The organism is Chitinophaga sancti, from assembly GCF_034087045.1.
Taxonomy (GTDB): Bacteria; Bacteroidota; Bacteroidia; order Chitinophagales; family Chitinophagaceae; genus Chitinophaga; species Chitinophaga sancti_B.
Genome location: NZ_CP139247.1, coordinates 5,803,183 through 5,826,123, shown reverse-complemented (window position 1 = coordinate 5,826,123; position 22,941 = coordinate 5,803,183). Strand labels below are relative to the sequence as shown.

General features: G+C 43.9%; 20 protein-coding genes. 7 read left to right on the top strand and 13 right to left on the bottom strand.

Annotated features, from left to right (window positions below):
* Positions 1-124 precede the first annotated feature (124 nt).
* A complete protein-coding gene (locus SIO70_RS23615; protein WP_320574897.1) occupies positions 125-1,474 on the top strand; it encodes an acyl-CoA dehydrogenase family protein in 1,350 nt (449 codons plus the stop codon).
* A 40-nt stretch (positions 1,475-1,514) separates the two neighbouring features.
* Here the strand turns inward: SIO70_RS23615 and SIO70_RS23610 are convergent, their stop codons facing one another.
* Genes SIO70_RS23610 through SIO70_RS23600 form a run of 3 tightly spaced genes read right to left on the bottom strand, consistent with a single transcriptional unit; the run spans position 1,515 to position 3,044 of the window.
* The gene (locus SIO70_RS23610; protein WP_320574896.1) at positions 1,515-1,907 is read right to left on the bottom strand and encodes a hypothetical protein; all 393 of its coding nucleotides are present in this window, start codon (positions 1,905-1,907) and stop codon (positions 1,515-1,517) included.
* Positions 1,908-1,923: 16 nt separating this feature from the next.
* Positions 1,924-2,457 carry a YceI family protein gene (locus SIO70_RS23605; protein ID WP_320574895.1) on the bottom strand — a complete coding sequence of 178 codons (534 nt, stop codon included), beginning with the start codon at positions 2,455-2,457 and terminating at the stop codon, positions 1,924-1,926.
* Positions 2,458-2,471: 14 nt separating this feature from the next.
* Positions 2,472-3,044, bottom strand: a complete 573-nt coding sequence (locus SIO70_RS23600) for a YceI family protein (RefSeq protein ID WP_320574893.1) — start codon at positions 3,042-3,044, stop codon at positions 2,472-2,474.
* Positions 3,045-3,478: 434 nt separating this feature from the next.
* Between SIO70_RS23600 and SIO70_RS23595 the strand changes: the two genes are divergently transcribed.
* Positions 3,479-3,871 (top strand): helix-turn-helix domain-containing protein, encoded by a 393-nt coding sequence (locus tag SIO70_RS23595; protein ID WP_320574891.1) that lies wholly within the window; start codon positions 3,479-3,481, stop codon positions 3,869-3,871.
* A gap of 135 nt (positions 3,872-4,006) precedes the next feature.
* Here SIO70_RS23595 and SIO70_RS23590 read toward each other — a convergent pair whose 3' ends face one another.
* The 8 genes from SIO70_RS23590 to SIO70_RS23555 form a co-directional block, all read right to left on the bottom strand.
* Positions 4,007-4,579, bottom strand: coding sequence for a hypothetical protein (locus SIO70_RS23590; RefSeq protein WP_320574889.1), 573 nt, complete (start codon positions 4,577-4,579; stop codon positions 4,007-4,009).
* On the bottom strand, positions 4,576-5,142 hold the full coding sequence (locus tag SIO70_RS23585) for a hypothetical protein (RefSeq protein WP_320574887.1): 567 nt from the start codon (positions 5,140-5,142) through the stop codon (positions 4,576-4,578). The genes SIO70_RS23590 and SIO70_RS23585 overlap by 4 nt, the downstream gene beginning before the upstream one ends.
* A gap of 90 nt (positions 5,143-5,232) precedes the next feature.
* Entirely contained in the window at positions 5,233-9,417 is a 4,185-nt protein-coding gene (locus SIO70_RS23580) for a DUF6531 domain-containing protein (RefSeq protein ID WP_320574885.1), read from the bottom strand.
* A gap of 60 nt (positions 9,418-9,477) precedes the next feature.
* Entirely contained in the window at positions 9,478-11,325 is a 1,848-nt protein-coding gene (locus SIO70_RS23575; protein ID WP_320574883.1) for a type VI secretion system Vgr family protein, read from the bottom strand.
* Between the two features lie 331 nt (positions 11,326-11,656).
* Positions 11,657-12,463, bottom strand: coding sequence for a phytanoyl-CoA dioxygenase family protein (locus tag SIO70_RS23570; RefSeq protein WP_320574882.1), 807 nt, complete (start codon positions 12,461-12,463; stop codon positions 11,657-11,659).
* A 273-nt stretch (positions 12,464-12,736) separates the two neighbouring features.
* Positions 12,737-13,510, bottom strand: a complete 774-nt coding sequence (locus tag SIO70_RS23565) for an SDR family oxidoreductase (RefSeq protein ID WP_320574880.1) — start codon at positions 13,508-13,510, stop codon at positions 12,737-12,739.
* Between the two features lie 527 nt (positions 13,511-14,037).
* Entirely contained in the window at positions 14,038-14,448 is a 411-nt protein-coding gene (locus SIO70_RS23560) for a DUF6691 family protein (RefSeq protein ID WP_320574878.1), read from the bottom strand.
* A complete protein-coding gene (locus tag SIO70_RS23555) occupies positions 14,445-15,014 on the bottom strand; it encodes a YeeE/YedE family protein (RefSeq protein ID WP_320574876.1) in 570 nt (189 codons plus the stop codon). Before SIO70_RS23555 ends, SIO70_RS23560 begins: the two co-directional genes overlap by 4 nt.
* Positions 15,015-15,131: 117 nt before the next feature.
* On the opposite strand from SIO70_RS23555, the gene SIO70_RS23550 reads away from it, so the two are divergent.
* From SIO70_RS23550 to SIO70_RS23540, 3 genes are all read left to right on the top strand, one after another.
* Complete coding sequence (locus SIO70_RS23550) at positions 15,132-15,584, top strand: MarR family winged helix-turn-helix transcriptional regulator (RefSeq protein ID WP_320574874.1); 453 nt, start codon at positions 15,132-15,134, stop codon at positions 15,582-15,584.
* 26 nt (positions 15,585-15,610) lie between these two features.
* On the top strand, positions 15,611-15,979 hold the full coding sequence (locus SIO70_RS23545; protein ID WP_320574873.1) for a hypothetical protein: 369 nt from the start codon (positions 15,611-15,613) through the stop codon (positions 15,977-15,979).
* A gap of 153 nt (positions 15,980-16,132) precedes the next feature.
* A complete protein-coding gene (locus tag SIO70_RS23540; protein WP_320574872.1) occupies positions 16,133-18,367 on the top strand; it encodes a cation:proton antiporter in 2,235 nt (744 codons plus the stop codon).
* Between the two features lie 371 nt (positions 18,368-18,738).
* Here the strand turns inward: SIO70_RS23540 and SIO70_RS23535 are convergent, their stop codons facing one another.
* Positions 18,739-19,548 (bottom strand): hypothetical protein, encoded by an 810-nt coding sequence (locus tag SIO70_RS23535; RefSeq protein WP_320574871.1) that lies wholly within the window; start codon positions 19,546-19,548, stop codon positions 18,739-18,741.
* A 230-nt stretch (positions 19,549-19,778) separates the two neighbouring features.
* On the opposite strand from SIO70_RS23535, the gene SIO70_RS23530 reads away from it, so the two are divergent.
* The gene (locus SIO70_RS23530) at positions 19,779-20,612 is read left to right on the top strand and encodes a protein-glutamate O-methyltransferase CheR (RefSeq protein WP_320574870.1); all 834 of its coding nucleotides are present in this window, start codon (positions 19,779-19,781) and stop codon (positions 20,610-20,612) included.
* On the top strand, positions 20,609-21,175 hold the full coding sequence (locus SIO70_RS23525; protein ID WP_320574869.1) for a chemotaxis protein CheB: 567 nt from the start codon (positions 20,609-20,611) through the stop codon (positions 21,173-21,175). The genes SIO70_RS23530 and SIO70_RS23525 overlap by 4 nt, the downstream gene beginning before the upstream one ends.
* Before the next feature lie 103 nt (positions 21,176-21,278).
* Here the strand turns inward: SIO70_RS23525 and SIO70_RS23520 are convergent, their stop codons facing one another.
* Positions 21,279-22,850, bottom strand: coding sequence for an ATP-binding protein (locus SIO70_RS23520; RefSeq protein ID WP_320574867.1), 1,572 nt, complete (start codon positions 22,848-22,850; stop codon positions 21,279-21,281).
* Positions 22,851-22,941 lie beyond the last annotated feature (91 nt).

Below are 22,941 nucleotides of genomic sequence, written 5' to 3'. Positions count from 1 at the left end.
AGTAATTTCAGTCAGATCATTATTTTCAATTGTTTAGGCTATCAATTCTTTAGATAGCCTGATCCTCAGCCGGCTTTTAAAAGCTAGCTGAGGATTTTCTTATATTTATAAAAAACCTTCCCATATGGCAGTGAAATTTTCCACCATCAGACAGGCATTCCACTTACTCAAAAGCATTGATTTCGAACAGCTTGGCCATATCGCCGAAAAAGTGGACCTGCCAAAAGTAATGGCCGCAGTAGGCAAAATGAATGACCAGCAGCTAACCGGATTAATGAAAATGCTCACCAGCGGTAGCGGCCATAAGAAAGAACTTCCTCCCGTAAACGGGGACTTCTACGACCTTGCCGGTATGCTCACAGAAGAAGAACGCGCCCTGCAACTGAAAGTTCGTCATTTTATGGAAACGGAAATTCAGCCTATCGTAAACGAATACTGGTTCAAAGCTGAATTCCCCTTTGAGATTATACCCAAACTTGCAGCATTAAATATTTGCGGTGGCACCTTCAGGGGCGAGTACTCCTTTGTAATGGAAGGAATCATTGCAATGGAGATGGCACGGGTAGACTGCTCCATTGCCACCTTCTTTGGTGTTCAAAACGGTTTAGCCATGGGGTCCATTCATGCCCTCGGTTCTGAAGCACAAAAGAAAGAATGGCTGCCTGGTATGGAACAATTAAAGATCATCGGCGCCTTTGGTCTCACAGAACCCGAAGTCGGTTCCGGTGCCGCTGGAGGCCTGACGACCACGGCTAAAAGGGTAGGAGACAAATGGGTCTTAAATGGTCAGAAGAAATGGATTGGCAATGCCACCTTTGCCGATGTATTGGTTATATGGGCAAGAGATGTGGATGATAATCAGGTAAAAGGTTTCCTGTTACGTAAAGGGACACCCGGTTTCAGTGTAGAGAAGATGCATGATAAAATGGCCCTCCGCATTGTACAAAATGGTATCATCACCTTACAGGACTGCGAAGTTGCCGAAAGCGATCGCCTCGCTCATGCAAACTCCTTTAAAGATACTGCAAAGGTGCTGCAAATGACAAGAGCAGGTGTAGCCTGGTTAGCCGTAGGCTGTGCCAGAGGAGCCTATGAAAATGCCCTGACCTATACCCGTCAGCGTAAACAATTCGGCAAACCAATCGCCAGTTTCCAGTTAATACAAAACCATCTTGTAGAAATGCTCTCGAACCTCACGGCTATGCAAACCATGACGTTCAGGTTATCTCAGCTACAGGATCAGGGATTACTGGATGATGAACATGCATCTATCGCAAAGGTATTCTGTTCGCTTCGTACCAGGGATATTGTGAGCAGGGCAAGAGAAGTAATGGGAGGGAACGGTATACTGTTGGAATATAATGTAGCCCGCTTTGTAGCAGATGCGGAGGCTATCTATTCTTATGAAGGAACAAAAGAAATCAACTCTCTGATAGTAGGCAGAGCCATAACCGGCTTCAGCGCATTTGTATAAATTAAATCCGCCCCCTCCAATTCCGGGGGGCGGATTTAATTTAAATATTCTTAGCAAATAACGGCTTCAACGTCATCCATCCCAACACAGGGAAAAAGTGCATTGGAATCGCCAATCCCGGAAACAATTCCGGCATCTCAACATCCAAAGGCAGTTTATACCCGATCGGATACACAATGGTTGCAATTGTTATCACTGCATATAAAATATTAAACACCGCTTCTGTATGACCTTTCAGTACCTTGCTCAGTAAAAAATACCCAATCGCTGCCACAATATTCGCACCTATACAGGCTGCAAATATCTTTTGCAGGGAAATAATATTTTTAAACCCGTCACCCAGTGACTCTGTATATACCTTTTGATACACCAAACACGCCACTGCTGCCAATATACCTGAAACTACCGCTAATATTAATAATTTCTTCAGCATAAATTCAATTTATAAATTACTTCGTAACAGGCACCGCCAGCACTACTTTAATGACGTCGGCAACATCTCCACCTGGTTTACCAATATGGAAATCATTCCTGTTTACATTAAAGGTACCATTGAAGGTAGCTGCGTTTCCTTTTCTCACGAAATTGAAAGGAATAGTAAATTCCTTTTTCACACCATGGATCTCCAGATCGCCGGTTACCTGGTAACCAGCACCCGCTTTCACAATTTTCTTTGATACATAGTGCATTACTGGGAACTTCGCTGCATCAAACCACTCATCGCTCTTGGCATGCTTGTTCTGCAATGCATTACCAGTCTGGATAGAAGCCACATCTACAGTTACATCAAAGTTAGAAACTGCCAGATTCGCCTCATCAAAATTGATGGTGCCTTTAAAGCTCTTGAAGATGCCACCTACTTCATTGCTGCTAAATGCTACATTGTACTTTTCGGTGATTTTCCACAGGGGAGATACGATATTAAAGGCAAACACTGCTGCCGCCAGCAGCAGTGTTCCTGAAAATATGATTAATCTTTTCATTGCCGTTGTTTAACCTATTCTTTTACGAATTCGCCGTTAGCTTTCAGTACAACTTCGTCGCTCAGCATCTGAGTTGGCATAGAAGCGCCGATACCGAAATCAGTACGTTTGAAAGTACCGGTTACTTTGATACCTACTTCTTCTTTTTTGCTCATTGGGTTAGTAGTAGTACCGTTGATGGTCAGATCCAGGGTTACTGGTTTAGTTACACCGTGCAGGGTCAGGTCGCCGGTTACTTTGAAAGTCTTACCGCTTGCTTTCTTGATAGAAGTGCTCTTGAAAGTCAGGTTACCGAATTTCTCAGCGTCGAAGAAATCTGGGCTCTTCACGTGCTTGTCGCGCATTTCGTTGTCAGTGTTGATGCTGTTAACGTCTGCAGTTACTTCGATCACCGCGTCAGAGAAATCTGCTTTAGTAGCAGTGATCTTAGCTTCGTAAGATTTGAAGTTACCTTCGCTTTCAGAGATACCGAGGTGGGTAATGCCGTAACCCAGCCTGCTGTGCGCTTTGTCTACAGTCCAGGTGTTTTGAGCGAATGCAGTTGCAGATAATAACAGTGCTGATGCAACGATTGAGATTTTTTTCATGTTAGCTGGTGTTTTTGGATTGCTTTTATTTTAAAAATGAAATTTATTGTTTAAGGTGCTTAATACCGGTCTTTTTAAGACCGCCCCTTCTGTTAATCGAACGCATAGCCCTGTTTGTTCCCCTTAGCAGTCCTTCATGACCGCTATTAAAGTGCTTTTTGTGCCAGGCGATTCGGGACCGAAGATATATACTTTTTTAAACAAAATGTGTTTCAACATATATTTTAATGTAAATCCTTTATGGTGGCCTATCTTAAACTGATTTCACAAATTCTTATTAGTATTTGTTTGATAATTTGTTCTACTTTTACATAGAAAAGAGAGTCACTCTCTTTTGGAGAGCCAAAGGTAAATGGTGTGTAACTTCTAACAAAGAAGGCACCTGCCAGCGACTAACTTACCAAACGGTAACTAATATTGAAATTCAGTGGGTTATGATTGAAAATAATGCTGAGAAATTTAAGCCGGCTTTTTGTCCGATAAGACATGTGCTGGATCGGTTCGGTGATAAATGGTCCATCCTGGTAGTGGAACTGCTGTCTCACAAAGGAAAGATGCGGTTTAGCGAAATCGCGACCAGTATTGGAGATATTTCACAGAAAATGCTCACGGTTACCCTTCGTTCTTTGGAGGCAGATGGGTTGATTTCGAGGGAGTTTTATCCTGAAATACCGCCAAGAGTAGAATACGAATTGACAGAACTGGGGAAGAGCCTGATTCCGCCTATTAATAATTTGCTGCATTGGGGGCAGGAACATTTGGAGACCATCCTGGGAAACAGGAAACGGTATGAAGATGAAAAAGAGAAGAAAAAAGCCTACTCATAAGAAGTGGGCCTATTAAAAAGAAATGAACCTCCCGGGAATCGCTCAAACACCTGGCTGTTTCCATGAAGTATCCAAATAAAAACAGGCTGTATCGTATTGAGGATACAACCTGTTCCATGGCTCAGAAACCAGGTGCTACCTGAACAGGTTTTTTTCCTTACTGCTAACGTCCCTATAGGTCTGTAGGTATTCCATCATTTTCAGTTCCGCTTCAAACTCCACCTGCATCAGCGGATGATGAATATGTTTATTGGGATCATTGGTATCCAGTCCCAATTCGTTTGTCATGATCACATCTGCTACATCCAGTGGGAAGTAAGCACAGGCTGCGATAAATTCGTAGTTCCTTTCCTCTATATATACCAACCCACTTTCCAGGCATTCCATCAGTTTCACGACGCCGGTACCTTTTGCTTCGTCCTGGTCCAGCTGGTCTAAACTAATATCGTGCAGGCGCAGGATCTGGTTATCTACTTCCTCTTCTTCTATATTCGCTGTTTTGTCTACAGCATCCCACAGGTAGGCGAGGGCTTCGGTGAGGATTTCATAACCTTCTTCATCATCCAGTTCCAGTAGGTGATTGGCGTATTTGTGATACAGGTACTCTGCATTCCACACGCCAAAGAACAGGCATTGTTCAAATGGGAGATTGGTAAAGTTTTCTTTGAGTATTTTATCAAAAGAAGAAAAGGTCAATTGTTCCATCATCGGAAAATAGTTTTGTCTTTACTTGTGAGATTTTTCCCTTCCTGCAGATGCGCAAACAGTTTTGTCTGCGATCCCAACTCCTCCGCAAAAAACGGATCATCCAGTTTATACTTCGGTGGCGTTTCTTTCATTACAAACTCACTATCCTTTACTGCGTTCAGCACATCCATCGGGAACCAGGCGGTAGTCAGTATGGCATCAGGTTTCTTTTCTTTTGCATAGCTGAGGGTACTTTCTACTGCTTCCATCAACTTCAGTATCCCGCAATCTTTTGGCTTGGCAAAATCCAGGTCGTCAATATCAATATTTCGCACATGCTTTAATTGCTTCTTCAAATCTGCTTCTGTTATTGTGGAAGGGTCGTCTATGCCATTCCATAAAAATCCAATCGCATCCTGCAATACTTCATGTTCCCTGGCATGCCCATCGCCATCTAAATAAGGGCCATACTGCCTGTCAAGGTAATCGGCAGTCCATACACCGACGAATAGTAATTGCTCAGGTGATAATTTTGCCAGCTCAGGTTGAATTTTCTTTTTGTATGCTGAATAAGGTAATGCCATTTATATTGATTACTTGTTTTTACGATGCACACTCCACATGTGGCTTAAAGTGAGACCTAGGATCATTCGTTGAGAATTCATGCATGATACCTACGATGCACACTCCACATGCGGTTTACAATTACTACACGGCTCATTCTTCTGATACTTCGCCCACGAAATTCCCCACCTTGTAAACTTAGTCCCTTCCGGCGCATTCCTGATAATCACCCTCTCCGCGTGGTTTTCCAGGTTGTAAGCCTTTCTCACAGACTTCACCTTCGTCTTAGGTATTGGCTTCTTTTTATAAGCCACCCCACTATAAATATTCTCAGGTGGTACACCCAATTCTATCAACTTGGCTCGTTGCGCCGGTGTCAGCTTCGCACCATTACCAGAAGCAAACAACTGCTTCTCTCCACTAGGCAATGTACCTTCTCCAATAGATACCGTAGATTGATTAAACCCGATCTCCGGCTTCCCTTCTATATTTCGTTTCAGCAGGTTATGCGCCTGCTTTGCTTTATCTGCCAGCACATCGTCAAAGATGGGGTGTAAGCCCAATAAGTCAAACAGGTTCGTTGGGTCATTCACAAAACTATACAACCTGCTGCCGCCATCCAGACCAATAGGATCTTTGCTGATATAAATACCTTCGTCCGGACTATAATAACGAAAACGATTATAATATAACCCGGTCTCCACATCTTCATACTGCCCCTGATAGCGGAAGGGGATGAAACCCTTACTACCTACTAACTTACGAACCTTTCCATAAATATCCAATTCACAGGACCATTGTGCTACACCAGTGTCGTCGTATGCAGCAAAAGGTACGCCGAGATAATCAGAGAGGATGGAATAATGTTTACCATTCACGATCTTCGCTACCGGTATACAGGAGTCTCCTTCAAATACCCAGGTTACCAGGGTCGCTGCCGGCACGGGTTCTTCAGGCTGTGTGATATTGCCCATATCATCTATCCGGATCTGCGGACGATCATCCATGGCATAGGTCCATTCATGCATGGGGTTCTTGCCATCCCATACCCATCGGGTGATCTGGCCTTTGAATATCTTGGCCGTTCTTCTGCCCAGGGCATCGTATTCAAATCGTACGGTTTTGCCATCAGGTCTTGTTACCTGTTTTAAGGTGCCCCTGCCTGTCCATTCATATTCCCATACCTGTAGGTCAGCTGTGATCTTTCTGATCATAAAGCCTTCTGCATCGTATTCAAATCTTGCTTCGGGGGTTTCCTGCAATTGTCCGCCGGGAGCATACCTGCGGTCATTTTGTGATACGGATCTAAACAGGTTCCCTACTTTATCGGGTTGTCTGTAATCAAAATGGCCATCTTCATACTGTGCCCATGCAAGGTTACCGAAATCATCATGTGCAAATTTCACACTGCTGTTATTCAGGGCATTCACCATTTCACGAAGGCGTTGATTGGCATCCCAGCGATAATAGGTCTTGCGTACTGTACGATTGTTGCTGTTCACTGTTTGAGAAGCCGGCATCCCTGCTTTGTCATATGTCCAGCTGCTGGTGATGCCGCCGGGAAGTGTACGGGAAGTTTCAAGGCCAGGAAGGTCATATTGAATTTGAAGTGTCCATGGGTCCAGCGTGGCACCAGCTATGCCCCGCATGTCATCACCAACAGTACGTAACCCTTGCATATCCGCCCGCATCCCTGTCACATCCCCCATTCTATTCCTCTCCAACTTCACCCTCGCTCCCAATGAACTCTCCAACCTCACCCTTCTTCCATTCTCATCATACCTCGTACTTACCACATGGCCATGCTGCCGCTCTTCTATCACCCGTCCCATATTATCTCTCTTAAAACTCACCGTCCCATTCTCATTCACCGCCTCTATCATTTGCCCATTCCGGTCATACCCAAAAGCAGACCAGCTACCATCACTATGTTCCGCACGCACCAGCATTCCATTATAATCATATTCATATAATGTATGCCTGTTGTCTGGCCTTTCTACCTTAATCACCTTGCCGGTAGCATCCCGCACAAAACTATGACTGATGCCATCAAATCCTGTTTCCCTGATACTTTCACCACGTGCATTCCGAACAAACTGGTGTGATTCCCCTTTTTCATTAATGATACTCCGCAGTCTGCACTCCGTATCATAGATGTAATTGACCTTCACCCCATTTTCTTCTCTGCTGCGCAAATTACCTAATGGTGTATAAGAGAATTTTACATCATGATGCTTATCAACCGCACGCAGTACATGGAAGTAAGCATCATACTCCATCTGAATATGATTCCCATCCGGCGTTTCAATTTCGGTAATTCGCCCCAGCGCATCATACCTGAATCGTTGTACCTGCTGTGCAGGATTACTCGTGCTGGTACATAAGCCCCATACATCATAGGTCCAGGTAGCCACGCCACCATCAGGCAATATCATTTTGACAAGGTTCTGGTCCTCGTCATATTCCATACGCGTGACATTATCATCCGTATCTTCTACACTTGCAAGCTGCAATTGCTCATTGTACCGCATGATCTGTATACTGCCATCAGGACGGGTATTGGTATGCAGCAACCCATTGTCGGGGTAATAGGTATAGGTACTGCTATTGCCTTCTGCATCCATCCCAAGGATCATATTTCCTTCAGCATTGTACAAAAAGGAATAGCTACTGCCATCTGGTTGTACCACACTGGCCATATTTCCCATATCATCATAGGTATACCCGGCTACCGTTCCTTCTTCATCTATCTCCTGATAAATTTCGAAGTCTTCGGTATAATTAATAAAAGTTGAATGCCCCATCGGGTCCCTGACCTGGTGAATCACAAAATCAGGGGAGTAGTAGTAGGTGGTGGTTTGTCCCAGTGAATTCGTCACCAGGTTATAACCATCCTGTGGGTGGTATTCAATAAAACCTTCCAGCAGGCCACCATCACCCCATGTATGAATACAGCGTCCTTTCTTATCATATTCCCAATAGAAGGTTTGCCCGGTACGATCTGTTTTGGATACCATCAGGTGGTGCTTATATGTAATGCGGGTTGCCTGTCCCAATGCATCAGCAATTGCAACCAGGTCTCCTTCCTCATTATATGTATAAGATACCAGCAGTTTTTCCTGTCCGCGATGGTGTGCGGTCACACTGGTAATGCGGCCTTCGAAATCATTCTTAATATGTAGTTGTCTGCCCACACTATCCGTGATGCGAAGTAAATGACCTTTCTGGTTATAATGAAGGGTCACGAGGAAGTTCATTCGGTTATGAATAGCAAATAACCGGTATTGTTCATCAGCAGAACGGATCTTTTTAAAGGTATAAAAGAGTTTATCCTGATAATCGTAGAGTACATATTCATCTACATCCGTACGGGTCAGCAGCAGTTTCTCATGCCTGTTATATTCGTTATCACCGCTGTAAGGCAGGGCGTCAAATACTGCACTACGGCCATCGCCAAGCAGTACCACGGTGGCATTGTCAGCGGTAAACTCCTGCACCCGCATATCATAACTCAGGTGGGTGCCATGACCTAATAAACCATGGTGTTGACTATCACTATTCCAGGTACGTTCCCACACCAGCGGAATAGGGCCGGACATTTCAAAGTCAAGGCCTTCGGAAATTACGATACCCTGTACCAGGTCTACAGGTTCAAAACCATGTTTACAGAGGAATTTACTCAGTTTATTACTACCCAGTTTTCCTTTGAGGGCATGGTTGAATTTCGTCATCATCTTCCTGCCAAGTTTGCCGATGCCTTTTAGCAGGGCGCCAAATCCGAAGGAGGTAATGAGGTTCATGAGTACCCCTGCCCAGTCAGGTACATATGGACCACCTACCATTACGGGTTTGCCAAAAGAGAGGGGAATGGAAAAGGAGGTGGGTAGGTACATGCTGGGTTTTGGGATCAGCTTCTTGCCGGGTTTCAGGGAGAGGGGAAGACCAATATCGTTGCAGGTCATGAGCATATGACCGGTAGGACTGAGCATTCTGCCTTCTGCCAAAGTGTTTTTAGCACCATAGAAGTTGACAGAGTCATGGCCGATGAGTGGCGCAAGGAGCCAGGGGCCGCCCATGGGAAAGTGAAAGAGAATGATGATGATACCACTGGTATCACTCACTCCCCGGGGTACATGGTTGACTTTGGTGGAGGCGCCATGAAATGGAATGTAATCCATGGGGTCCAGCACAAAACCAATGTAAGGATGGGGGAGAGGAATGGGAAATCCAAAAAGAATAACGATATGGATATCCAGTCCAATAACTGGAACAAAGTGTTTATTGCTGATGAGCATGAGGGTCCGTTTAAGTGAAATGAAACAGGAAATTCAGGAAGCTTTCATTAAAAGCCAACCTTAACAATTCAATTTCAGCGTTCCTCCAATAATCCCCGTATCCGCCTCTCCATTCACCATCACGGACTTACTCGCCATTCCAATACTCGTTCCACTATTCACATTATACACCTCACTCTGCATCCTGATATTCGCACTGCTGATCGTTTCATGCAGGGTCACAGCATTATGAGTGATCTTATCCGCCGCAGATGTGATCTTATTCCCCTTATTATCTACCTTCACCTGCGCAGGCCCTTCTCCAATCACGACCAACTCACTCCCTTTCAAATGTATCTCCTTAGATAAGAACTCGATCTTATTCGGTGCATCTACTATAATATGATCATCTGTTTTTACAGTCACCAGGGTCTGGCTATTAATAGTAATATTCCCGGCACCATCCATGGCCATAGAACTCCCGTTCTTATCTGTCACCGTCACGCTCCCTGCTGCATCATTTAGCAGAATCGTATTTCCGCTCCGGGTTTTCAGTGCCTTCATGTCATTCCCTGCATTTCCATAACTACTTTTCGCCTTGCCATTATAGGTGGCACCCAGCACAAAAGGTTGCTCCGCATTCCCACCCTCAAATTCTGTAATGACTTCTTCACCCACTTCCGGCATAATAAACATTCCTTTATCACCTCCACCAGAAGCAGAAACCACCCTTATCCATGGCGTTTGTCCCGACTGCATCCAACGGAATTTTACCCTCACCCGGCCTAAGCCTTTAGGGTCGTTATTGTCTGTTACAGTGGCGGACTGTGGTTCACAATAGGGAATATTGGTATAGTCTACATGTGGCGCCGCTACATCCGTAGGTGTTCCTTCAAATACATTATAATAACTGCCATTTGCCCCGCAATAATGCTTAATGCCGGTGATCATAAACTCCCCATGATGCTGTTCCTGTGCAAACGCCGAATCTTTGATACTCACGGTATCTCCGATCCTGAAAGAAGGGTTCTTACTGCTCCCTTTCAACTGCACCATTTTTGACAGCTTACTCTTCTTTTGCAGGGTCGTCAGTTTATCCAGCTGTGTTTTGGCACTGCTGGTAAAAGGGTAGTTCATTTTAAACAACCCTTCCCTGTTATATAATTTTGAGCTCACATCATTTGCACGCTGTGAATAGGCGTTCATTTTCCCGGCGGCCTTTGCATTTGTGGTATCTTCCACCACACTATCCTGCCTGTAATCATACCCGTTGAATTTGGCATTATTGGGCACCACGGTTACTTCAATATTGAATTCAAGCAAATCCACCTGGTGGGTCAGTACGGTGGTCTTCGGACTGAATTTCCCGAATATCTGTTGCTGACCATCATAGAAAAACCACTCCCCATACCTTTCTGCTAAGCGCTTAATGAAGGCATAGGAAGTCTCTTTATATTGAACAATGTATTTAAGTGATTCTTTGGTGTCGGGGTTGATACTGGTACGTAGCAGGTTAGGAGGGTAGCTCTGGGTAGTAGCAGCAATAATATCAGAGAGCGACTTGTTTTCGAACGAAGCGGTGTGGTAATCATCTTCGAGCAGAATACTTGGGCTTTGTCCCCTGATGATGCAATTGCCATGCGTACCGTCACCCTGCTTGCCGGTAGCGATCTGCATCACAATCCCTTTAAATATCAGGTTTTGCACCCCGGGAAGCTGCTCTGCAGGGGCGACATTGATTTCAATCTCTTCACCCAGGAATTTGTTCGAGGCGCCGGAAATACCACCACCCAATTTCTCGAACCAGTCATAGCTGACAAAAATTTCAAACTCGTGGTGGCCATTTAAGTATTGCCTTAATTCTATAGATTGAAAAGTGTCGAACTGATTGCCGGCAATAGAAAATGAGGTTGCAGTATTAAGTGCCATAATATGGGTTTTTCTTCAAAGAATGGGGCATATGGGATAACAGGCTACAGTGAAAATAAAAACATGGTTAGTACGAAAATAACTAATAATATTCCTTTTTAGAAAAAGAAATCAATGGTTGGAGTATCATTTTGAATTTCGTCATGCCAGCCGCAGGCCCCTGCCTGATTATCTGTGCAGTTGCCGTAGACAAGCGGGGTGATGTATCCATTAAAAAAGCCTTTGGACATGACATCCAAAGGCTTTTAAATATTATAGGGAAAAGATAATAGAATTCCTGCCTCAAAACTTTGAAGAAAATGTTCGCATATCCCTACTTGTGTCCAGGCCCTTATTTTACGATACCAGCAAAGCGCTGATAGAACTGGGTCGGACTGTTTTCATTTTTGGGAGCATATTTCCCAGCAATGATAGGCACATAGATCACTCTTCTGCGGCTTTCTTCACCAATTACAGAGCTCAGCGCAACACGGTGCCAAAGGCGGCCATCATGTACAGTTACGTCACCGGCTGTAGGCGTGATAGCGATCTCATTCTTGTCAGGTGTGTGGTCAATGAAGTATTTCTTCTTGAACAGCATGCTCAGTCTGCTCTGTTTGTGTGTGCCTGGAATGATTCTCAGACCACCGTTCTCAACTTTCAATGTGCTCAGGTGTAAACCTACGTTGAGCATTGGATTCAGTTTACCACCCATAAAGATATCACGCAGACCGTCTGTATGCCAGCCCATTTTAGTGAACTTGCTTTCCGGACCATTTACATAGTGGTTAAACACCATCCCGTCTTTCTCGTTGATACCAAGGCGGGCACCAGGACCAATCAGGCTTAAAAGTGCATCGAAACGTTTGTCTTGCAATACCTCGGACAGTACAGGTGCATGCTGGTTGATGAAGGCAAAGCGTTGCACAATTGGGTCACCATTCAAGTCTTTACCATACTTGATGGGAACTCCATTTACTTTTTCTCTTTTTTCGGCGATCCATTTTTGCTGTACTTCTTCAGATGCTTTGATAATCTCCTGAACCTGCTCAGGAGTAAAGAACCTGGAAAAGTGTATGTATCCATGCTCGTCAAAAAATGCTTTTTGTTCTTCTGTTAGCGTATCACCTAGTGTAAACGTAGTATAAGCCGTAGACATGATGTGGTAAATTTATAGATGATTGGTGATTGATCACGAATTATTGAAAATAGTTTTTTTTATAAAAACCCCGTCAGTACAGGATAAATAGGTCAAGTGTTTTCAACAATACGGACACCATTTACTTTGCGACAAGCAGGTCAGCTGTAGTATTTGTATTGATAATAGTTTGTAACGCATTCTTTAGTCTACTAGGTTTGTAGGGTAAAGGTAATAGTATTTTATCTTGTACCCAAATAATAAATTGCACCGCGATTTAAGGGATGAATTTACTTATTTTTTATATAGATTACCAGCAATTTTTTCAACCATCGCCTTGGGAACCAATCGGGTGAAAAATGCTGTGGCCGCATTCAGTGCGCCTGGAATCAATTCGGATTTCTTTGCGAACATACCTTTTACCGCAATTCGTGCTACCTCGTCCGGCATCATGCCATACTTTTCTGCAGTGGCTTTGATGGCCTGCATGCCAGCTCTGTCGATAAAATTGGTATTCACGGGGCCGGGTGATAATGCAGTTACTGATACATTTGTGCCTTTCAGATCTGCCCTGAGACCGCGGGTAAAAAATAGCATAAAAGCTTTGGTAGCAGCATAGGTACTGAGTGTTGGTACTGCCTGGTAAGCAGCGGTACTCGCTACGTTCATAATGTAAGCAGCAGGTTGTTGCAACAGCATAGGCAGAAAATGATGACACAATGCCACCGGTGTCTGCATGTTTACCTGCAACATCCTGTTCTGATCTTCTAATGAAGTCTTGTCGAATTCACCCCATACAGCATACCCTGCATTGTTGATCAGGATAGAAATATTGTACTGTTTTTTCTGTACCCACCCGAACAACTCACCGGCTGCTGTGGGAACAGAGAGATCAATGCCCAGGTAGTCGACCTGTACCCCGTACTTAGTAATCAGTTCTGAGGCTACTACCTGCAATTCACTGGTGGATCTTGCTACAAGAATCAGGTTATATTTTTTTTCAGCCAATACGGTGGCTATGGAACGTCCTATCCCCTTGCTTGCGCCTGTAATGAGTGCGTAATTCATAATTATACTGGTTAGCCGCTGTGCTTAAGGAATACAGGAACAGCTGAGAACAAAATACAAAAATAAGTTATTTATTGAAGCGATAAAAAGAGAATTAATTTTTTACTGTAAGAAAAGTGTAAAAATCACTGAAAATGAAGACTGTACAAAAAAGAGAAGGGCGGTAAGAATACCGCCCTTAATTTTTTAACCATATCCTATGAAAAACCTAAATCAAAGATATACGACAGCTTGGTGCCGCCTAATCAATTTTGGTAAAGGATATATTTTATCTGGTAAACGTCATGAATTAACGATCGTTAACTAAAAATTAACAAAAAACACCTCATTTTAGGTAACTAGTACTCACTGGTATTTAATTAGTTAACTCCGTATTAACGAAAGAAGTAGGAAGACCTGTTTAAATCTATTGATTTTAACATACCAACCCTTAAAATTGTTGCAATATTAACTTCGTGACAACTAATGTGGCAACCTATCCCTGACCACTCCATACACCCACGGTTCGCAATCATATGATGCAGGCGCTAATGTGGCAACCTATCCCTGACCACTCCATACACCCACGTACCCAATATCGCACTCAGCAGCGCCACCCCCATCACGGTAAATCCTGCACCTACCTGTGCAAATAACGGCCCCGGACATGCTCCCGTCAATGCCCATCCAAACCCAAATAACAACCCTCCATAGATATTCCCCTTCGAAAAAGGCTTCTTTGGAATGATAATCTCCTCACCACCGAACGTTCTGATTTTGAACTTTTTAATGATGGTTACGGAAATAAGACCTGTAACTACTGCCGACCCAATTACCCCATACATATGAAACGACTGTAAATGAAACATTTCCTGAATTCTAAACCAGGATAATACCTGCGATTTTACCAGCACAATGCCAAAAAGCATCCCGACAAATGTATATTTTATGTTCTTCATGATAAGTTCAGTATAAAAGGTAAGATCAGATTTGACATAATAAATCCACCCGCCATAAAACAACAAGTGGCGACCAATGATGGCCATTGCAAAGTTGACAATCCCATAATTGAATGCCCCGAAGTACACCCACCGGCATACCTTGTTCCAAAGCCTACGAGGAATCCTCCCACAATTATTAGGATAAAACCCCTGATTGTCAGTAGGGCTGGCCAGTTAAATAACTGGCTGGGTAACAGATAATTGTGGTTGGTAATGCCAAATTCACCTAAAGTGTTTTCCAGCTTTGGACTGATTTGAACAGGGGAGGGATCTGCCAGCCAGTGAGCTGCCACAAATCCCCCGATCACGATACCCCCGGCAAAGAACAAATTCCAGATCTCCTTCTTCCACTCATAGGTAAAAAAGGGAATTTTTGTCGGAAAACAGGCGGCACAAATATGTCGGAGAGAAGACGAGATGCCAAATGAGCGATTGCCCAATAATAAAAGCAAGGGAACCATAAGCCCGATAATGGGCCCCGCTATGTACCATGGCCATGGTGATGAGATCAATTTTAAAAGCATAATTTTATGGTTGGAGGATGTATATACAAATATAATCAACCATAAATATCCACATAATGTTAATAGAATGGAATACTCCTAATATGTTGCAACACGCATATTCCTTATCTTTGATACATGAGAATTGAACAAGCAATTAACCAGCGCAAGTTTAAGGATGATCATCACAAAATGGTGGTGAACCTCCTTTACACGGGTAACTGGCTGAGAGATTCCCTCGGCGCCAACCTGAAATCCTATGGGCTGCTGCCCCAGCATTACAATGCTTTACGCATTATCCGTGGCCGTCATCCGGAACCTGTTTCTGCCGGTAGCATCAAAGAAGTCATGCTGGACAAAGCGAGCGATGTGACCCGCTTACTCGACAAACTTGAAAAGCTGGAATACGTACAACGCAGATTGTGCCCGCACAACAGGCGTAAAATGGACATTAACATTACTCCTAAAGGGTTGAAGTTGCTGGACGAAGTTGATGTGCCTATGGATAATTTTTACAACGACATTTCTGAAAGATTAAGTGCCGAAGAAGCTGCGCAGCTGAGCGATTTGCTGGATAAGGTGCGGAGATAGGGGCAGAAAAACGTATCTTCGTCCTTATGCGTCACCTTCTTCTATATATCATCATATTCTTTTCTTTTTACCAGGCGGGTGCGCATGTGTGCAGGAAAAAGTATGAAGCTGTAGAAAATAGGAAACCTGTAATCACTGTACTGAAAGTAGTAAAGAGCGATCCGAAACCTGGATGGTGTAACGGTACCGGATACCTGCCGGAAACCATTGTTGATTTCAACAACTGTTTTAGTTCCCCTAACAAGTTTGTTTATAGGCCTGGTACAGGTCATTTCAGCGCGTATTTTATACCGCGGCTGCCACTGTATGCGGTGGTGTTGTCTACAGGAAGGCTCCTGGTAGATATACATGCTATTGTCAGAACGCTTATTTTCCCTAACCATAATTTCTGGTAGTTGTTTTGAATACTGACTTTACCGGCATTTAGATTTTAGCCGGCCGAAGGCTATTCCGCCCCCGCGAAAAATTGACTTGTGCCAAAGGCATAAGGCAATTTTTCGCCGCTCTGTTTTCATTCGCAATGGAATTTTAACCACTAATACGACCAGATGATTCATTTAGCACCGTTAATAAAAGACCTGGCATTAATCCTGATAGCAGCAGCTGTTACCACCCTCATATTCAAGCGTCTACGTCAGCCGCTGGTACTGGGGTACATTGTAGCAGGCTTGCTGGTAGGCCAACACGTTTCGCTTGTTCCAACCGTTTCCGATGAAAAAAATATACATATATGGTCTGAAATAGGTGTTATCTTTTTACTGTTCAGCCTCGGCCTCGAATTCAGTTTTAAGAAACTAATTAAAGTAGGTGGGGCCGCCTCCATTGCCGCCATCGTAGAAGTCATTTTCATGCTCGCCCTCGGTTACCTCCTGGGGCAGATAATGGGATGGTCTGCAATGGACAGCATCTTCCTGGGGGGGATCATATCCATATCTTCCACTACTATTATTATAAGGGCCTTCGAAGAATTGGGCGTGAAAGGCCTGAAATTCGCCGGCCTCGTATTCGGCATCCTCGTCGTTGAAGACCTGGTCGCCATCGTACTGCTGGTGTTATTATCGACCCTTGCCGTAAGCCGACAGTTCGAAGGCGGAGAAATGCTGATTTCTGTAGTCAAACTCGTTTTCTTCCTCATCGCCTGGTTTGTAGCAGGTATCTTCTTTATCCCCAGTCTGCTACGCATGACTAAGAAGATCATGAACGAAGAAACCCTGCTGGTTACATCCGTTGGCTTATGTCTGCTCATGGTGGTGCTGGCTACCCAGGTAGGGTTTTCTCCTGCACTGGGCGCTTTTATCATGGGGTCCATTTTAGCTGAAACCACCCAGGCAGAAAAGATTGAACACCTTGTAAAACCTGTCAAGGAGTTATTCGGTGCTGTCTTCTTTGTTTCTGTAGGTATGCTGATCGACCCTTCTATGCTGGTAAAATACGCCGTACCTGTACTTATCATTACCGTCGTAACGCTGATAGGTAAGACATTGAGTACCGGGTTAGGTGCACTTTTATCCGGGCAGCCATTGAAGACCTCCGTTCAGGCAGGGATGAGTCTTGCACAGATCGGGGAGTTCTCGTTTATCATCGCCCAACTCGGTCTCACGCTCAATGTAACAAGTGAATTCCTGTACCCGGTAGCTGTGGCTGTATCGGCAGTGACTACTTTCACAACTCCATATATGATCAAACTATCCGACCCTGTTTATGAAAAACTGTCAGATATGTTGCCACATCGCTGGAGGACGGCCATCAACCGGTACAGTGCCGCGGCACAAACCATCTCGGTTGTAAGTGACTGGAAAGTATTGTTAAAGAGTTACTTTACAAACATCATTATTTGTACAGTCGTCCTGCTGGCGATTATATTATTGTCCTCCTACTACCTGCTACCGATTGCGGGTAAGTACAACTGGGGCCGTATTGCAAGTGCAGTCGTTACACTCTTCCTGCTCATGCCTTTTTTGTGGGCATTGGGTTTCAGAAGGATCAGCAGTTCGGAATCGAATCGCATTTGGGAACAGAAAAAGTATAGAGGTCCGCTGATGCTGTTGCGGATTGCACGTATTGTGGTGGCGGTGTTCCTGGTAGGGTTCTTTATCGACCGGTTCTTCTCTTACTCTGTGGCATTGACTGTAACAGTGATTATGATCGTATTGATTTTCGTATTGCGCCATAAGATCGGAGATTTTTATACCACGATCGAAGAGCGGTTCTTTACCAACTTCAATGCAAGAGATACGAAAGTAGGGAATATCAATAAGTCGGTTTTAGCTCCCTGGGATGCGCATTTGGCCGTGTCTGAGATCAAACCACTTTCGCCGGTAGTAGGTCAGACACTGGAGGAGCTGCAACTGAGGGAAAATTATGGAATCAATATCGCATTGATCAATAGAAGTGGAATTAAGATGTATGCACCCGATAAAAATGCGAGATTGTTTCCGGGTGATGTGGTGACGGCCATAGGTACGGACGAGCAATTGCAGAAGTTCAATCATTACCTTGAACCGGCGAATGCTGCGATAGCTGTGCCGGTGAATGATGGAGATCCGATTGCACTGAAGCAGTTTTTGGTGGCAGAGAGATCTGCGCTGGAAGGCAAGACGATTCGGGAAGCAGGGATTAGGGAGCGGACCAGTGGAATAGTGCTGGGAATAGAGCGAAAAGGACAGCGATTGTTGAACCCTGCTTCACTCACAGTATTGCAGGCGGGAGATATTGTGTGGATTGCAGGAAGCGGTGGTAGATTGTATGCATGGTTGAAGGAGATAAATGCAAAAAAGGATTAATTGAACATTCATAAATGCTTTAATTATAAAAGGGTGTCTCATTGGTTTGAGACACCCTTTTGTTATATTGGAAAATATTGACAGTCTACAAAGGAAACATTCACGATTTACAGCGAAATTTACAGTTATAGAGGAAACATTCACAGTTTACCGGAACCATTGACAGTTTACTGCAAACGTTTTCAGTTTACAAAGGAACATTCACATTTTAAGGGAAACCATTGACAGTTTACAGCAAACGTTTTCAGTTTACAATGGAACATTCACATTTTAAGGGAAACCATTGACAGTTTACTGCAAACGTTTTCAGTTTACAATGGAACACTCCCATTTTAAGGGAAACCTTGACAGTTTACAGCAAAACATTCCCATTATTCCCAGGTCAGTTCAGTTACCACTTCCTCATTGCTACCACTATTCTTAGCCGTTACCTGTGCAGGATACTGCTTACTATTATAATTATATGCGTAACTTTTAGAAATCGCATTCGCCCCATTCGCTGTTGTAATCACCTCAGATACGATATTATTCGCAGACAGATTTACCGCATTCAGGTCAGTGATATAACCAAAACCCGGTACGCTCTTCTGTGAATTCAGTTTGTCATCATACTTGAATGCAACAGTAGAACTCAATGCAAATGCAACATTGTTTGCAACACGACCCATGTTTTCCTGTTGGATAATATTGCCTTTCTGATCCCATGTGTACAGCTGACAATAGTGATTTTCAAATGTTTGTTTCCCGGCTGGCATCACAAAGAAATACCTCGCGGTTAACTGCCCCTTGGTGTCATACACCAGTGAATCGTAGCCAGATACCTGGTCCTCTTCATAATAACTGATCTTGTCAATACGGCCCTTGCTATCATACCCAAAGGTAGAGAATAGGGTAGGAGCCTGACTTTCATCGGCTGTACTCATTGTTTTTACAAGTTTGCCGGATTGATAAACCGGGATACGCACATCTGTGTACTGATCATCACCCATGGCATGAGTAGTTACCAGTTTGGCAATACTTTTGTCTGCATTGTACGTTAGAACTGTTTTGTCAGTCGGCGAAGAAATCGCATGGAGAAGGCCTCCATTGTTGTCGAAAGGTGCAGGCTTGAAAGCGCAAATAGCTAATGCTGCTGACAATACGGTAGCGCTTAGCGCTCCTCTGTTTAAGGATAAACTCATGTTGGCAATAGTTAGGTTATAAAGATACTTCTCGCAAATACTTACGGAATACATTGTAAGTTGGATTTCGGCAAGTATTTATATATGTTTTGAAGTAAATATATTATAGATTGTGGCGGAATATGGTGAAGAACTTTCTCACATTGGGAAACAGTGTTTGGCAGACACTACACAAATGCCGGAAAACTTTACGAAATTACGCCCGGGAATAAAAGAATAATGAATCGATAATGAAGGAGAACGTACATCATTTGAAGGATGAGGAAGTAAATATATTGTTGAACGATTTGTTGGAACAATATGGGTACGACTTTACGGATTACTCTTTCGCTTCTGTCAAGCGGAGGTTACAGAGAGTATATACAAATGACAGGTTCCCCAGTTTTGCTGAATTTCGTTATAGAGTGAGGATGGACAGTAGTTACCTCACTCACCTGATGGAGCAGATCACTGTCAATGTAACGGAGATGTTTCGGGATCCGGGTTTTTTTCAGGCATTGCGCAAGCAGGTGCTGCCGGTTTTGGCCACTTATCCGTTTATCAGGATCTGGCATGCAGGGTGTTCTACTGGTGAAGAGGTGTATTCAATGGCGATCTTATTACAGGAGATGAACCTGTTGCACAAGTCAGTTATTTATGCGACCGATATCAATGAGAGTGTATTGGAGAAAGCCCGGAAGGGGATTTTTCCTTTAGCCTATATGCAGCAGTATTCACAGAATTATCAGCAGTCTGGCGGACAACATGATTTTTCTCAGTATTATGCAGCGAATTATGAGTACGCAAAGTTTTCAGAGAAGCTCAGTGAGAAGATCGTTTTTTCAGCACACAATTTAGTGACGGATCGTTCTTTCAATGAATTTCAACTGATAATCTGTCGCAATGTGTTGATTTATTTTAACAAGGAATTGCAGGACAAGGTATTGCACCTGTTTAGTGATAGCCTTGAGCCGCTGGGCTTTATGGCGCTGGGAGCGAAGGAGACATTGCGGTTTACAACCGTTGCGCCGTTGTTCAAACCATTGGCTCAGAAAGAAAAAATCTGGAGAAAAATAGCTACATGACAATTTCGATTCCCCGAACATTAGTGATAGGAGGGTCCGCTGGTAGTCTGGATGTATTGTTACAATTAGTACCGTTATTAGATCCGGCATGTAAGCTGGCAATTATTATTGTATTGCACCGCAAGAGCGATAACGATACGTTATTGTCTGATTTGCTGGCATCAAGGAGTATTTTGCCTGTAAAGGAAGCAGAGGAGAAGGATTTGCTGACGGGGGGAATGGTGTATGTGGCGCCGGCAGATTACCATTTATTGATAGAGCCGGATGGAACGATCACGTTGGATTATTCTGAGAAGGTAAATTATAGCAGGCCGAGTATAGACGTGACATTTATTTCAGCTGCGGAGGTCATAAAGGAGCGGTTGGCTTGTTTATTACTATCTGGAGCGAATACGGATGGAGGTGAAGGGTTGCAGATGGCAAAGGCGATGGGAGCGGTAGTAGCGGTGCAGGATCCGGCGGAGGCGGAGGTGTCGTTTATGCCGAAGTATGCGATGGGTGTGGTGAAGGTGGATAGGGTGTTGCGGCAGTGCGATATGGTGGAATGGGTGATGTCTCTTTAAATTCAAAGGCTCTATACATTCAGAAAAAAACCGCTTTTGCCGAAGGCAAAAGCGGTTTTTTCTGGGCCGCTTGGCCTGCGGCCGGCTGGGAAAACGTTCTTTTTTAATTCGATTGTTTCAGCGGCAATACCATAATAAATCTTGTTCCCTCATCTTCTTTACTTTGTGCGCTGATAATCCCCTGATGCTTCTCAATCACTTTCTTTGCTATACTCAATCCAATACCAGTTCCCTCATACGCATCCGCACTATGCAATCGCTGAAACAGCGTAAATATCTTTGGTAAGTACTTTTCATCAAACCCAATCCCATTATCACTCACCACAATCCTGCAAAAATTCCCGGCTTCCAGTACGCTACTTTCGAATTCTTTCTCCCCTACAATTTCCGACTTGATCGTGATCAATGCCCGCACCCCGGGTCTTCTGAATTTCAATGCATTACTGATTATATTCTGTAATGCCTGCCGGATCTGCCCTGGTATGGCTTCCAACACTGGTAATTCTTCTACCACGATCTCTGCATCAGCATCTCTAACGGACAATTCCAGGTCTGCTAAGATCTCATTGATCAACCCATTCAGGTTGACCGGCTCAAAAGTATTATCTGCTGATAGCCTGGAGTATTTTAATAGATCGCTTATCAATTTGCTCATCCTTTCAGAAGAACTCACAATCCTTTCCATATACTGCATGGCATCCGGGTTGGCCGCCAAATGTCTGTCACGGAGGATCGTTCCAAATAACTGGATCTTCCTGAGCGGCTCTTTCAAATCGTGCGAAGCCACACTGGCAAACTGCTGTAATTCATAGTTACTCGTTTCCAGCGCCTGGTTCATTTCCTGCAGTTCATGTGTACGCTCCTCCACTCTTTGTTCCAGGATCTCATTCGCTTGTTTCTGATGGGCGATATCGGTAAATGTACCTACCCATTTTACAATTCGTCCATCTTCGTCAATTGGAATGGCCCTGAGCAAATGACATCTGTAATGATGAGTGAGCCTGTTATGCAGGTACACTTCTTTTTCAATAGGTTGCCCTGCCAGGATCGCATTCTCCCAAACTTTTTGTTCCAGGTGGTCCTGGTCATAGGTAGCGGGAAAATCATCCAGGGATGGGGAATAATAGAACCAATGCCGGTTCGCATATTCTACATTTCCATCTCCTCTGGCGGTAAATGCTACCTGGGGGAGGGACTCAAGAATGGAATGCTGCTCCTGTACCTTTGCATTCAGGGCCGCCTGCGCCTGTTTACGCACTTCCACCTCCTGACGAAGGTTTTCATGCATAGCCTGCAACTGACGGTTCTGTTCATATAATTTAATGAAAGTCTTTACTTTAAGCAGAAAAATATCAGGGTCTACTGGTTTGGTTATGTAATCTAACCCTCCAGAAGCGTACCCCTTGGCAATGAATTTTTTATCCTTATTGACAGCAGACAGGAACAGGATAGGTACGTCCCTTGCTTTACTATATCCGGAAATGGTTTCAGCTACCTCAAAGCCATCCATACTAGGCATCTGTACATCTAAAATGATGAGTGCATAGTTGTTCTTAAGGATCTTTTTGAGTGCTTCTTCACCTGATAACGCGGTATCAACTTCCAGATCGTGTAATTCTAGTGTCTTTCTAAGTGATAGAATATTTTCCGGCTTATCATCGACGATTAATATCATTCTTCCATAAATTACTGGCCACGGGGACTACTCCAAAAATCGAGCCGTAGCCGGTATAAATGTATATTAAAATGACTTAATAAGTTGGAAA